At 72.2% G+C, this 13,583-nt stretch carries 8 protein-coding genes; 1 reads left to right on the top strand and 7 read right to left on the bottom strand.

Annotation, left to right across the window (positions count from 1 at the left end; genetic code table 11):
- Positions 1-73 precede the first annotated feature (73 nt).
- The 5 genes from BUE43_RS03915 to BUE43_RS03895 all read right to left on the bottom strand — a co-directional run bounded on the left by BUE43_RS03915 (position 74) and on the right by BUE43_RS03895 (position 7,913).
- A complete protein-coding gene (locus BUE43_RS03915; protein ID WP_073479880.1) occupies positions 74-2,350 on the bottom strand; it encodes a glycosyltransferase family protein in 2,277 nt (758 codons plus the stop codon).
- A gap of 193 nt (positions 2,351-2,543) precedes the next feature.
- Positions 2,544-3,758: a UDP-galactopyranose mutase gene (glf, locus tag BUE43_RS03910; protein WP_200797349.1), complete on the bottom strand. Its 1,215-nt coding sequence runs from the start codon at positions 3,756-3,758 to the stop codon at positions 2,544-2,546.
- On the bottom strand, positions 3,755-6,028 hold the full coding sequence (locus BUE43_RS03905; RefSeq protein WP_143173925.1) for a glycosyltransferase family protein: 2,274 nt from the start codon (positions 6,026-6,028) through the stop codon (positions 3,755-3,757). The genes glf and BUE43_RS03905 overlap by 4 nt, the downstream gene beginning before the upstream one ends.
- On the bottom strand, positions 6,025-6,606 hold the full coding sequence (locus tag BUE43_RS32550; protein ID WP_234995514.1) for a GtrA family protein: 582 nt from the start codon (positions 6,604-6,606) through the stop codon (positions 6,025-6,027). The genes BUE43_RS03905 and BUE43_RS32550 overlap by 4 nt, the downstream gene beginning before the upstream one ends.
- Positions 6,603-7,913 (bottom strand): glycosyltransferase family 2 protein, encoded by a 1,311-nt coding sequence (locus BUE43_RS03895; RefSeq protein ID WP_143173924.1) that lies wholly within the window; start codon positions 7,911-7,913, stop codon positions 6,603-6,605. The genes BUE43_RS32550 and BUE43_RS03895 overlap by 4 nt, the downstream gene beginning before the upstream one ends.
- 231 nt (positions 7,914-8,144) lie before the next feature.
- Here BUE43_RS03895 and BUE43_RS03890 point away from each other — a divergent pair, with 231 nt between their 5' ends.
- Complete coding sequence (locus tag BUE43_RS03890) at positions 8,145-10,112, top strand: PIG-L family deacetylase (RefSeq protein WP_073479878.1); 1,968 nt, start codon at positions 8,145-8,147, stop codon at positions 10,110-10,112.
- Positions 10,113-10,783: 671 nt separating this feature from the next.
- On the opposite strand, the gene BUE43_RS03885 is transcribed toward BUE43_RS03890, so the two are convergent.
- Together BUE43_RS03885 and BUE43_RS03880 are read right to left on the bottom strand one after the other, a co-directional pair.
- Complete coding sequence (locus BUE43_RS03885; RefSeq protein WP_234995513.1) at positions 10,784-11,692, bottom strand: glycosyltransferase family 2 protein; 909 nt, start codon at positions 11,690-11,692, stop codon at positions 10,784-10,786.
- Positions 11,689-13,314 carry a glycosyltransferase gene (locus BUE43_RS03880; RefSeq protein WP_234995512.1) on the bottom strand — a complete coding sequence of 542 codons (1,626 nt, stop codon included), beginning with the start codon at positions 13,312-13,314 and terminating at the stop codon, positions 11,689-11,691. The genes BUE43_RS03885 and BUE43_RS03880 overlap by 4 nt, the downstream gene beginning before the upstream one ends.
- Positions 13,315-13,583 lie beyond the last annotated feature (269 nt).

Here is a 13,583-nt window from a genome sequence, read left to right as displayed (position 1 = left end):
GACCCCGGGGGCTGGTGGGACAGGCCGTCTCTCGTTCTCGCGCCGACTTCCGGAGCGGGCGGCGGCTCGGGGCTCAGGAGCGGGCGGCGGCCCGTCGGCGGCGAAGCACCGGCACGAAGTGCAGCAGCAGGGCGCTCAGCACGCCCACGCCGAACACCCCGAGGCCGGCGGCGAAGCCCGGCGGCGACCAGCTGATCTCGACGTCGCCCTGCTTCGCGTTGTCCGGCAGGTCCACCGTGAGCAGACCGGCGGGGCCGGTGCGCCACTCGACGGGCGTGCCGTTCACCTTCACCTCGTACCCGGGCCAGGCGAGCCGGGCGAACGTCAGCGACGCCCTGCCCTGGCCCGCGCGCCGGAAGCTGACCTTCTCCCCGACGTGGTCGGTCATCCGGTCCGCGGTGACCTCGACGCCGGTCGCGGCCGACAGCCGGGCGTCGGGCCAGGGCAGCGGCGCGACCCGGCGCCACACCGTCACCCGGTCGGTGACCTCGGCCCGGCGCCAGCCCTGCGGGGCCGGCGCGTTCCTGGTGTCGTTGAGGAGGTTCTGCACCACGACGGTCTGCGCGCGCAGCAGGTCGGCCAGCGGCCGGTCCGCGCCCTCCGGCTTCTTCCACAGCGCGTCCCACGCCTCGGGGCAGGTCGAGCCCTGGAAGATCATGCACAGCGTGTTGTCCATGGCGTTGAAGCCGACGCCGCTGTAGGCGTTGAGGGCCTCCACGCTGGCCGCGCTGTAGTTCGAGCCGAACAGCATGTCGCGGTAGGCGCCGCCGGGGTGCCGGTCCTCCAGCGGGACGTGCCCGAAGTCCGCGATCTGCACCGTCACGCCCGGGTAGCGCTGGTCGAACCGGTCCCGGACGAGCTGCTGGCTGGTCGGGAACTGGTAGGCGTCGACGTTCCGGTTGGTCGGCGTCCAGAACAGCTGGAGGTTGAGCACCGCCAGGGTGCCCACCATCATCACCGCGAACCCGGCGCGGTGGTTGTCGGCCAGGCGGACCAGCAGCAGGACCAGCGCGACGACCACGACGGCCGACACCGCGTGCCGGCCCCAGAACTGGGGCGTGTCCGACCAGGCCAGGTAGGCGCCGAGCAGGATGATCGCCACCGACGCGCCCGTGCGGCGCGCGACGTGTGTGCGCTCCAGTCCCCGGCTCGCCAGCACGGCGAACAACGCGGCCACGGCGATCAGCAGGTACGGCAGCAGCCGGGCCGGCCAGCGGAACATCCACAGCTGCTCGGGGCCGAGCACCATCAGCAGGAACACCGCGCCGAAGGTCAGCAGCCCGCCGAGGTCGCGCCAGCGCTCCAGCAGCGTCCGCCACCGCAGCCACGGCACGAGCGGCAGCACGAACCAGGCCAGGTAGACGCCGGGGAAGGTCATGTACCCGGTGCCCCAGATGTTGACGTAGGGCTCGAAGCTCGGGGTGCTGATGCCCAGGAGGTCGCTGAGCGTGGGCGAGAGGAACTCGTTGTTGTGGGTGCCGTGCTCGGCCCGGAAGCCGACCTTGGAGGTGAGCAGGAACGGCAGGTACACCACGAAGCTGAGCAGCACGATCGTGCCGCCGGCGACCACGACGCCGCCGATCCGGTTCCGCCGGTGGCTCACCCACGCCTCGACCAGCGCGGCGAAGATCGCCACGGCGGTGCCGAGCAGGCCGTAGGGGTTGCCGGTGCCCGCGCAGAGGAACCCGCAGACGACCACCGGCAGCAGCGACCCGCCGCCGGCGAGGGCGCGCCGCGCCGACCAGAGGACCCAGGGCAGGAACGCCGTGACCATGACGGCGTTGACCCACGCCTCGGCGTCCATGAAGAGGTTGTAGCCGCTGAACGGCATGGCGGCGCCGACGGCGGCGGCCAGCCAGGGGTTGGCCCCGTAGGAGCGGCTGAGCAGGTAGACGCCCCCGGCCAGGACCAGGAAGAAGGTGACCTTCACGACGGTCATGGCCAGCGCCATGTTGTCGATCTGGTAGGTGGTCACCGCGAGCACGTCGGCCAGCGGGTTCCAGAGGCCGGTCGCGGCCTCGGCGGCGAGGTTCCCACCCCGCCACATGTCGAGTTCGAGGAACGGCACGCGCCCCTCGGTCAGGGCCTGCCCCATCCGCCGCCAGACCGGGATGCCGACGGCCGCGGTGTCGTCGATCGCGTAGAAGATGCGGTAGCGGATCAGCGGGAACGCCGCGCCGACCGCCACCAGGACCAGCATGGCCAGCGGGGCGAACAGCCGGCCGGCGACGCGCGTCCGGCTCACCGCGGTCCCGGGTTCGGGCTCGGCCGCCTCCGCGGCGGGCTCGGTCTCGCGTTCCGCCCGCACCCGGTCGCGGTCAGCGGGGGGAAGAAGGACGTTGTCACCCACGGACCGCTCCTGATGCTCTGGCCAGGCTCATCTGGGTTCCCCTGACTCGCTCACGGTGGGGGGCCGCCGACGGTTCGCCGGCACGACCCTCCCACCCGGAGGTCGTGCCGGCGAACCGGTGGTGCTCGTCGTCACCGGCGCCCGGTACCCCGGGACGGCGACGGCGTCGGCGTCGGCGTCGGGCGATCCTCGGTCAGTCCAGCGCCCCGTCGAGGGCGGCGCCCTCGGTGAAGTACGGACGGATCTTGTTGTCGAACGCGCTCAGCGCCGACCCGATCGCCATGTGCATGTCCAGGTACTTGTACGTCCCGAGGCGACCGCCGAACAGGACGTTGTTCTCCCTGGCCTCGGCCCGGGCGAGCTCGCGGTAGCGCTCCAGCTTCGCGCGGTCCTCGGCGGTGTTGATCGGGTAGTACGGCTCGTCGCCCTTCTCGGCGGACCGCGAGTACTCCCGCACCACGACCGTCCTGTCCGTCGGGTAGCGGTCGGCCCGCTCCGGGTGGAAGTGCCGGAACTCGTGGATGCGGGTGTAGGGGACGTCGGCGTCGGCGTAGTTCATCACCGACGTCCCCTGGAAGTCGCCGGTCGGCAGCACCTCGGTCTCGAAGTCCAGGGTGCGCCAGCCCAGCTCGCCCTCGCGGTAGTCGAAGTACCGGTCGAGCGGGCCGGTGTAGACGACCGGGACGCCGGCCGGGAGCTGGTCGCGCACGTCGAAGAAGTCGACGTTCAGCCGCACCTCGATGTTGGGGTGGTCGGCCATCCGCTCCAGCCACGCGGTGTAGCCGTCGACCGGCAGGCCCTCCCACGTGTCGTTGAAGTACCGGTTGTCGAAGGTGTAGCGGACCGGCAACCGGGTGATGGTGGCGGCCGGCAGCTCCTTCGGGTCCGTCTGCCACTGCTTGGCGGTGTAGTCCCGCACGAACGCCTCGTAGAGGGGGCGCCCGATCAGGCTGATCGCCTTCTCCTCGAGGTTGCTGACGTCGGCGCTGTCGACCTCGGCGGCGTGCTCGGCCACCCACGCGCGGGCCTCGGCCGGGGTCAGGTAGCGGCCGAGGAACTGGGAGATCATGCCCAGGCCCATCGGCATCGAGTAGACCTGGCCCTTGTGGATCGTGTAGACGCGGTGCTGGTAGTTGGTGAACTCCGTGAACTTGTTCACGTAGTCCCACACCCGCTTGTTGGACGTGTGGAACAGGTGGGCGCCGTACTTGTGCACCTCGATGCCGGTTTCCGGCTCGGGCTCCGAGTAGGCGTTGCCACCGATGTGGTGCCGCCGCTCCAGCACGAGCACGCGCTTGTCGAGCTCTGTTGCGGCGCGCTCGGCGATGGTGAGACCGAAGAATCCGGAACCGACGATGATCAGGTCGTAGCCTGCGAAGCTCACGGAGCGCCAGGGTACCGGCGTCATTCGGACACCCCGAACCGGGCCGGGTGACGACGCGAGCGCAGCTGGTAACCGGACAGCGCGAGCACGAGCAGCAGACCGGCCGCGACCGTGACCAGGCCCACCGTCAGCCCGGGCGGGCTCCAGTGCAGGCGCAACTCCCCGCCGCGCGTCCCGTCCGGGATGTCGACCACGACCAGGCCGCCGGGGCCGGTGCGCACGGGCACCTCCACGCCGTTCACCTGGGCGACGTACCCCGGCCAGGCGAGCCGGGCGAAGACGAGCTGACCCGCCCCGCTCCCGGTGCGCTCGAACCGGACGTTCTCGGTGCGCTGGTGGTCCCTGGCGTCCGCGGTGACCCGCAGGTTGGGCGAGGCGAACGACAGCCGGCCGTCCGGCCACGGCAGGGCGGCCTCGCGGCGCAGCACCGTGACGGCGTCGTTGCGCTCCGCGATCCGCCACCCGGGCGGGACCGCCGGGGCGTCGAGCAGCGGGCGTTGGACCACGACCGTGCTCACCCGCATGAGATCGGCCAGGGAGGGGCCGACCGGGGTCGGCCGGTGCAGCCGCTCGTAGGTGGTCGGCCGGGCCTGGGCGTGCACGCCGCCCAGGTAGGTCAGCATCAGCTCCTCGGCCATGTACCGGTTGCCCATGCCCGTGTAGGAGGTCGTGCTGGCCACGCTGGCCGCCCGGTACATGTTGCCGAACAGCATGTCCCGCCACGGCTCGGCGGGGCGCGTGGACGGGTTGGTGATGAACCAGGGGTCGGCGATCTGGAACGTGGTGCCGTGGTAGCGCTCGGTGAAGTCGTGCCGGATCGCCGCCACCGAGTGCGGGAAGTCGTGGTTGGTGACGTCCCGGTTCCCCGGGAACCAGGTCACCATCAGCACCAGCGCGGCCACGGTGCCGCCGTGCAGCACCACGGCCAGCCAGCGCCGCGCCCGGCGGGCGACCAGGACCGCGAGCGCGGTCAGCGCGGCCAGCGCCGCCATCGACACCAGGTGCCGGGGGGAGAGCTTGGGCCACGCCGCGAACGCGAGGTAGCCGCTGGCCAGGATCACCAGGGCGGACGCCGCGATCCGGCGCCGGAGGTGGTCGGTCCGCAGGCCCGCCGTGAGCAGCACCGCCAGGACGACGCCCAGCCCGAGGAAGACGTACTCCACCAGCCGCAGCGGCCAGCGGAACATCCACAGGTTGGACGGGCCGACCGCGGCGACCAGGTAGCAGCCGCCCACGACGAACGCGCCGGCCAGCCGGCGCCAGTTCCGGCGCAGCACGCCCCAGTCGAGCCAGGCCGCCAGCGGCAGGGCGAACCAGGCGAAGTAGGTGGCCGGCACGGTCATCCGGATCGAGCCCGGCGCGAACGAGGTGACCGCGGGGACGAAGCTGGGCATGCTCATGTTGAGCACGTCGGGCAGCGAGGGGACCAGCTGCCGGTCGTTGCGCAGCGAGTTGCCCGCGCGCCAGGACACCGAGGAGTTGCCCAGGAGCGGGAGGAACACCAGCAGCGCGACCCCGACCAGCGCGACCCCGACCAGGAGCACCCACAGGACGGCGCGGCGCTCCCGCCGCAGCCAGAACTCGACCAGCAGCCCGAGGAACACCACGCACACCGCGAGCAGGCCGTAGGGGTTGCCGGCGGTGACGGCCAGCGCGCCGAACAGGAAGGGCCAGACGGCGAGCATCCGGCCGCGGGCGCAGCGGCGGACCGACCACCAGACGTAGGGCACCCAGGTGAACGACATCAGGCCGGCGGCCCAGGTGCTGGCCTCGAAGTACAGGGTGAAGCCGGAGAACGGCAGCGCCACCGCGATCACGGAGGACGCCCAGCGCGCCGCCCCGTACTCCCGGCACAGCAGGTAGACGCCGAGCGCCAGCAGCACCAGGAACTCGGCCTTGACGACGGCCGCGGCCACCGCGAGGTCGCCCAGCCCGGCCACCAGCACGTAGTTCGCCGCGTTGACCGGGTTCCACACCCCGAACAGGGCCTCGGCGGCGAGGTTGCCGCCCATCCAGGCGTCGAGGTCGAGCAGGGGCGGCCAGTTGCCCTCCAGGATGCGCTCGCCCAGGGCGTGCCACATGGGCACGAACTGCGCGGCGCTGTCGTCCCAGAAGTAGAAGGTCCGGTTGCCCAGCAGCGGGAGCAGGGCCAGCGCCGCGACGAGCAGGCACACCCCGAGCGGCACGGCGACCGACCGCCACCGGTCGCCGGCCGGCGCGTCTGCGGCGTCGGTGGCTCCGGCGCCGTCGGTGGCGGCCGGCTCGACCTCGGGCGGGTCGGACACAGCGGTCACGGGGACTTCTCCACTTCTCCTTCGGGCAGCCGCGGCCGCGCCGGCCCGGAGACCGGCTCCTGGGCCGCGGCCCGGACGGGCGAGGGGACCGGCCCGGCGGCCGGGCGGGCGGTGGCCCTGTCGACGGCGGGGTCGACGGAGCTGTCAACGACCCTGTCGACGGCGTGGTCGGCGGGCTTGTCGGCGCCACGGTCGGCGAGGACGAACTGGGCCACGAGGAAGGTGATCGGGATCGCCGCCGCGGCGGCGATCAGGGGCGCGATCCGCTCGTTCGTCCCCAGCACGTCCACCAGCAGGTACAGACCGGTCGTCTGCACCACGAAGTTGGTCAGGTTGGACAGCGGGAAGAGCAGGAACTTCCGCAGCGTTGGCCGGGTGCGGAAGGTGAAGTAGCAGTTCAGGAAGTACGACCCGACCATGGCCAGCAGGAACGCCAGCACGTGCGCGGCGAGGTAGGGGATGGCCAGCCGCGTCAGCAGGTAGAGCCCGTAGTACACGCCCGTGTTGACGACGCCGACGGCGCCGAAGCGCAACATGCGGGCCAGGCGGTCGGCGCCCGCTCCGGCCGGTCGGCTCACCGCCGCGTGCCTTCCTGCACCGTGTCCCTTCCTGCTGGGTCCCTTCCCACTGTGTCCCTTCCCGCCGGGTCCCTCTCCGCGGGGTCCCCTGCCGTCGGACCCGTGCCCGCGCCGCCTTCCGGGGACGAGGCGTCGACGCCGGGTCCGCGACCCTGGCCGGTCCGCGCCAGATCCTCCCCCGGGGAGCCTCCCGGCCCCAACCCCCCGCGGGCCGACGCGCCCACTGTCGGGTGGTGCGGCGCCGGGTGAGTCTCCTCCCGCGGGCCGTTGGCCGCGGGGGGCGGGACGGTGCTGCCCACCGGGGCGTGGCCGTGCAGTTCCAGCTGGTCGGCGAACTCCGCGATCTGCTCGGCGTGCGGGCCCAGCGGCACGCTGACCGGCGGGTCGGCCGGCCCGCTGGCCTCCTTGACCAGGAAGTGCGGCCGGCGCTTGGTCTCGTAGTAGATGCGGCCCAGGTACTCGCCCAGCACGCCGAGGAACAACAGCTGCAACCCGCCCAGACCGGCGACGCCGACCATCAGCGTGGCGTAGCCGGGCACGTCGACACCCCTGGTCAACGAGTCGACGAGGACGAACGCCGCGTAGGTGAAGGACAGCACCGTGACGAGCCCGCCGAGGTAGATGGCGGCGCGCAACGGTTTGTTGTTAAAAGAAACAACGCCGTCGATACCGTAGTTCAGCAGCTTCCGGAATGTGAACTTACTGCTGCCGGCCGCGCGCTGGACGTTGTCGTAGTCCACGACCGCCGTGTCGAAGCCGATCCAGGCGAACAGACCCTTGGAGAACCGGTTGTACTCGCCGAGCGAGAGCAACGCGCGGACGGCGCGTCGCGACAACACGCGGAAGTCGCCGACGCCGTCCTCCAGTTCGACGTCCACGACTTTGTTGATCATGCGGTAGTACAGTCGGGACAACAGCCGGCGCACGGTCGGCTCGCCGGACCGGGTCCGCCGGGCCACCACCTGGTCGTGCCCCTGGCCGAGCAGGGCAACCATGCCGGCCAGCAGCTGGGGGGGGTGCTGCAGGTCGGCGTCCATGATCGCCACGACGTCGCCGGTCGCCTGGCTGAGGCCGGCCAGCATCGCCGCCTCCTTGCCGAAGTTCCTGCTCAGCGCCAGGTACCTGAACCGGGGGTCGGCCGCGGCCAGGCGGCGCATGGCCGACAACGTGCCGTCCTGGCTGCCGTCGTCGACCAGCAGGACCTCGAAGTCCTCGCTGACCCCCGGCAGGACCTCCGCCAGCACGACGTGCAGGCGATCTATCCCGTGCTCCTCGTTGAAGCACGGGATCACCACGGAGAGCCTCATCTCACTCCCCTGACGTGAGGCATGGACCGCACCGCCACGAATTCGTCGACCATCTGGCGTCTCGCCACCGAACGCGCCACGTCGTTTTAGGACGCTCCCGGCAACCGCATGGTTGTCTATCAGCCGCCGATGCGTCCGCCAACGGCAGGGCTATGTCGGTCATTGACCCATGATGGCTAAGGTTCGCCCAAAAGCAGGCAGCGACTCGGGCCGCGTCTGGAGGATCGTTTGGTGCGAGGGGCGTGGCGTCGGCTCGTCGGACCCGGGGCCCCGCGCGCCCTCGGCGTCCTCTCCGGTCTCGTCGTCGTGGCGGTGGCGCTCTCCTGCTCGGGGCCACCCGAACCGGCGCCCGCACCCGGCCCCGAGCCGGAGCCGCCGCCGATCCCGGCCAGGTCGCTGCAGGTGGTGGCGCACCAGGACGACGACATCCTGTTCATGAACCCGGACCTGAGCACGGACGTGCGGGCCGGCCGGCCGACCACCACGGTGTTCCTCACCGCGGGCGAGGCCGACGTGGCGGACCGCGCCGAGTACGCGGCGAGCCGCCAGGCGGGCGCGCGGGCCGCCTACGCCCGGATGGCCGGCGTGGCCGACGACTGGCGGGCCGAGGCGCTGCCGGTCGCCGACCGCCAGGTCGAGCTGTACACGTTGAAGGCCCGGCCCGACGTCCAGCTCGTGTTCGTCAACCTGCCCGAGGACGCCGACCCGCGCGTGCACGGCGGGCGCGCCACGCTGACGCGGTTGTGGCGGGACCGCACGAACCAGCAGCACGTGGAGACCGTCGTGCCCGCCCGCGCCGTCGTGCACCAGCCGTTCCGCTACAACCGGGCCGGCGTGGTGGACGTGCTCGCCGGCCTGCTCGACCGGTTCCGGCCAACCACGGTGCGGGTGCAGGACCCGCAGCCCGACCCGCGTTACACCACCAACTGGAAGCCCTTCCACGACCACCCCGACCACGTGATGACGGCGCGGTTCGCCGAGGAGGCCGTGCACCGGCACGGCGCTGGCGGGCAGCAGCCCCGGTTCGTGAAGCTCAACTACCGGGATTACAACGTCGCCGACACCCCGGTGAACCTCGGCGCCGACCAGCGCGCCGACAAGGCGTCGGTGTTCGCCGAGTACGTCCGGCACGACCGGATGGCGTTCAACCACGGCATCTACGCCGCCTGGCAGGGCCGGATGCGCTACCGCTGGGCGCGGGGCCACTCGTGGGTCGGGCAGAACGCCGACGGCCGGCTCCAGGCGTTCGCCGCGCTGGGCACGGGGGTGCTGACCTGGCGGCAGCGGGACGACGGCCGCTGGGACGCGCCGACCCCGCTGCCCGAGGTGGGCGGCCCGCTCGCGACCTGGCTGTCCACCGCCACCGGGCGGGACGGCCGGCTGCGGGTGTTCGCCCGGCGGCTCGACACGCACGAGATCGTCACCGTGGCGCAGGCCGAGCCCAACGGCGGCTGGTCGCCGACCTGGACCAGCCTGGGCAACCCGAACACCAGCGCTGGCCAGGAGCAGCAGCGCGACATCGGCGTGCCCACGGCGGTCACCGACGCCGACGGCCGGATCACCGTGGTCGTGCGCAACGGGGGCGGCGGGATCAGCTCGCGCGTCCTGGACGACCGGGACCGCTGGCAGGAGTGGGTCGACCTGGGCGGCCACGACGTGCAGGACGGCCTGGCCGCCGCGGTCGGCGGCGACGGCCGCACGCAGGTGTTCGGCCACACCCGGGGCGGGATCGCGCACTGGGCGCAGCCCCGGCGGGGCGAGCGGCTGGCCCTGCGCCCGAAGCTCGGCGAGGGGCAGGCCACGCCCGTCCCCGCCGGCCCGCCCGGCGTCGGCCGGCGCCCGGACGGCCGGCTCGCCGTCGTCTACCAGGCGGCGGACAGCACCGAGCTGGTCACCTACACCGAGCAGCCCGACGGCCGGCACTGGAAGAAGGCGCCCGGCACGACCAAAGCCGCCGGCAGCGGGTGCTCCCCCGCCGTCGCCTCCGGCCGCGACGGGCTGCGCGTCTACCTGCGCGGGGGCTCCGGCCGCGTCGACACGACGACGCTGTCCCAGGACGGGGCGCCGAAGGCGGCCGAGACGATCGACCGGACCATCGCGGACTGCCCCGCGGCGGCGACCGACCGGAACGGCCGCCCGGTCATGCTGGGCATCGGCCCCAACGGCCAACTCGTCTCGGAGCAGCGCTCCGGCCCCTGACGCCGAGCCCGGGGGCACCGGCCACCAGACGCCGGGCACCGACGCTCACGCCGCCGAACCCACCCGATCGACTGATCTTCTCCCCACACCCGAGCAACCGGGCCCGCAATGTCAGACCCACCCGGAATAGTAAGAAATGGGGGTTCCCCCTGGCTAAAGCCCAGAAGGCCACGATCGGGTGATGGGCGAGCGGGGGGGCGCCGCGACACATTCGCGATGGGCGGAAAGACAGCGGCCCCTGGTCGCGATTTCAGCCTACGGCACCTCGGGCGCTCACCTCGCTCCCGGAGCACTGCCCCGTGGCCGTCGCACGCGGTCCTGAGCAGGTTGGACCCTTGGCTTCCCGGGCACTGCCGTCGACCTCGCACCCCCAACTCATCCGATCCGGGGAAAACGGGAACCAGATCGAGTCATCTCCCAGCCGCACCCGGCAAAACTCGCCGGAAATGTCAGCCCTCGATGCCAGAATCAGAAAAGGGGGATCCCCCTACTACTGAGTTGTAGGGGCGACGACGTGAAGGGGATTGTTGGTCCGCGTGAGTGGTCGGATGGGGACGGGCACCGGGCGCGCCGGGTCGTGGCCGAGGGCTCGTTTCCACGGGCACAACGGAACGGGCGGGCCGATGACCGTGTCATCGACCCGCCCGCCGAGTGGGCACGCGGCCCGGAACTCAGAGCACCGAGCGCGGGAACTCCGGCTTCGGGTTGAACCGGATGCCCCGCGCGAGCGCCTTGAGCACGCGCAGGCGCAGCGGCCAGGACACCCGGCCCTCCCGCATGCCGCGCAGCGTGCGCTGCACGTGCCGCAGGAACGCGCCGAAGTCCTCGTGGTGCAGCCGGTAGGACGCCTCGTTGCGGGCGCCGTACTCGAACTTCCAGATGTTGCTGTGGTTGATGTCGCCGAAGTTGACGCCCCGGTTGACGCCCAGGTCGTGCACGACGACGCTGCGCAGGCACTGCACGCCGGGCGCGGCCTTGCCGAGCCGCAGCGTGTACTCCGCGTCGTCGAACCAGATGAAGTACTCCTTGAGCGGCAGCCCGAAGCGGGTCATCGCCCAGCGGGGCACCAGCACGGAGACGAACGAGCAGGACGTGGTGAGCACGCCGTCGACGCCCTTGGCGAGGAGGCGGCCCCAGTCCCAGGTGGTGCCCGGGTTGTTCATCTCGCAGATGTCGCCGTCGGTCCACTTCACGACGGAGCAGGCGTAGGGCAGCTGCATGCCCATGGCCTCCTCGGCCTTGGCGTGGCCGTTGACCAGCTCCTCCAACGCGTCGTCGTTGGGGTAGCAGTCGTCGTCCATGATCCAGACGAAGTCGGCGCCCAGCTCGTACGCCTTGGACATGCCGTGCGCGAAGCCGCCGGCGCCGCCGGTGTTCTCCTCCAGCCGGAGCAGCCGCACGTGCTCGTGCTCGGTGTAGCGCGCCAGCACCTCGGGCGTCCCGTCGGTCGAGGCGTTGTCCACGACCAGCACCCAGTCCGGCTTCCGCGTCTGGGACAGGACGTGGTCGAGGACCTTGGTGACCTTGTCCTTGCGGTTGTACGTGACGACGACAGCGGCGACGCTGGCTGGGGTGCTCACTTGAGCCATCCTTCGTAGAGGTCGCGGGTCCAGGTACGGGCATCCGGCAGCTTGGCGAAGGCCTCGGCCTTGACCGCCTGCTCGTCCAGCCAGGTCTTGCGCTGGTCCGGCGAGGTCATCATCGTGCGCAGCCGCTCGGCGGCCAGCCGCACGAACGGGAAGGGGTGCCGGGGGCAGAGCAGGTCGTCGGCGATCAGCGACGCCTGGGAGCCCACGTCGGTCGACACCACCGGCACACCGGCGGCGGTGGCCTCGAACGAGGTCAGGGTCAGGCCCTCGTTGTCCGAGGAGATCACCAGCGCGTCGGTCTCCGCCAGCGTGCGCGCCACCGGCTGGTCCGGTCCGCGCACCTCCAGCACGTCGGCCAGGCCGAGGCGGTCCCGGCGGGCCATCACCTCGCCGGCCAGCTCGCCGTCGCCGTGCATGACGAACCGCACCCGGCCGGGGGCGGTCGCCCGCAGCTCGGCGGCGAGCTGGAGGAACAGGTAGGGCCGCTTCTGCTGGGTGAACCGCCCGACGAAGGACACGGTGAACGGGTCGGCGGCCCCCTCGACGCGCCCGGGGCGCTCGATCCCGGCGGTGGTCAGGGTGGCCAGCGTCGCCAGCTCGACCTTCTCCGGCTCGACGCCCTGCCGGCCGACCAGGTAGTCCCGCAGCTGCGGCGAGATCACGTGGTGCTTGTCGATCATGTTCGACATGCGCACCGAGATGTCGACGAAACCGCCGGTGCGCCACTCCAGGATGTGCAGCGAGTCCACCACGGGGATGTCCGGGCGGATGGACTTCAGCCACGGCAGCCGCTCGTAGAGCCAGGTGCAGTGGTGCAGGTGCACGCCCCGCACGTCGTAGGTCGACAGCACGCCGTTGAGGAACGCCGACTCCTGCTCGGGGCTGGTCGGGTGGGTCAGCGGCACGATGACCGCGCCCTCCAGCTCCGGCCGCTCGATCCAGGAGTGGCTGGACGGCCGGTCGGTGATCACGATCGGCACCATGCCGGCCTCGCGCGCCATCTGGACCGTCTCCAGCGCCCAGCGCTCGGCGCCGCCCAGCTCCAGCCAGTGCAGGCCGAACAGCACCGCCGGCTTGGTGGCCGGGCGGCGCGCGGCGGCGCCCCTGGCCAGCCGGACCGGCGCCTTCCTGGGCACCGGGCGGGTGCGGTGCCGTCGCTCGACCACGTCGGTCCGGAACTGGCGGAGCGCGTCGAACTGCACCGGGGCCATGAACCGCACGGTGCGCCGCGCCTTGCCGAGCAGGCCGGGGAGCTGGTCGTAGGCGGAGGCGAGCCGCGGCTCGCCGCCCAGGTCGACCACCAGGTCCACCAGGCCGTCGGCCGGCGAGAACTTGGCCGTGGTGTGCACCAGGCTGCGCACGACCATGGACCCGACGACCTCGCGGTCGTCGGCCCAGCCGATCTGGTGGCACGCCTCGTCGGTCAGCGAGGGGAGGGTGCCGCTGGGGCCGCGCAGCACGGTGAACCGGAAGGTTCGACCGGGGCCGGCCAGCGCGTGGAAGTTGGCGGCGCCGACGAGCAGGCGGCGTTCCCGCTCGTTCAGCAGGCCGTCCGCGCCATCAAGCCCGATACCGCTCTCGTCGAGCAGCTCGAAGGTCTTGGGAAGCTTCACGATGTCAGCTTTTTCCGTCACGTCTCTTCGAGGGGTGGTCGGTTCGGCGCTCACCGCGAGCGGGAGCCGGAAGCGAGACCGATGCTACAGCCGGGCGACGCCGGGGGTCGGTCGACCCCGCGTCGGCCCGGTGGTGATCAGGGCCGCCACCTGCGACGGGAGGGCGCGGGACCACCTCGGCCGCGATCTCTCCGGGATCCGGCGACCAGCGGAACGGGGCACCGGAACGGGGCCGCGTGCCGGCGGCCACCCATCCCGGACGAGCCCCC

The organism is Streptoalloteichus hindustanus (genome assembly GCF_900129375.1).
Classification (GTDB): domain Bacteria; phylum Actinomycetota; class Actinomycetes; order Mycobacteriales; family Pseudonocardiaceae; genus Streptoalloteichus; species Streptoalloteichus hindustanus.
The sequence above is the reverse complement of the archived record's forward strand: the minus strand, read 5'-3'. Positions and strand labels throughout refer to the sequence as shown.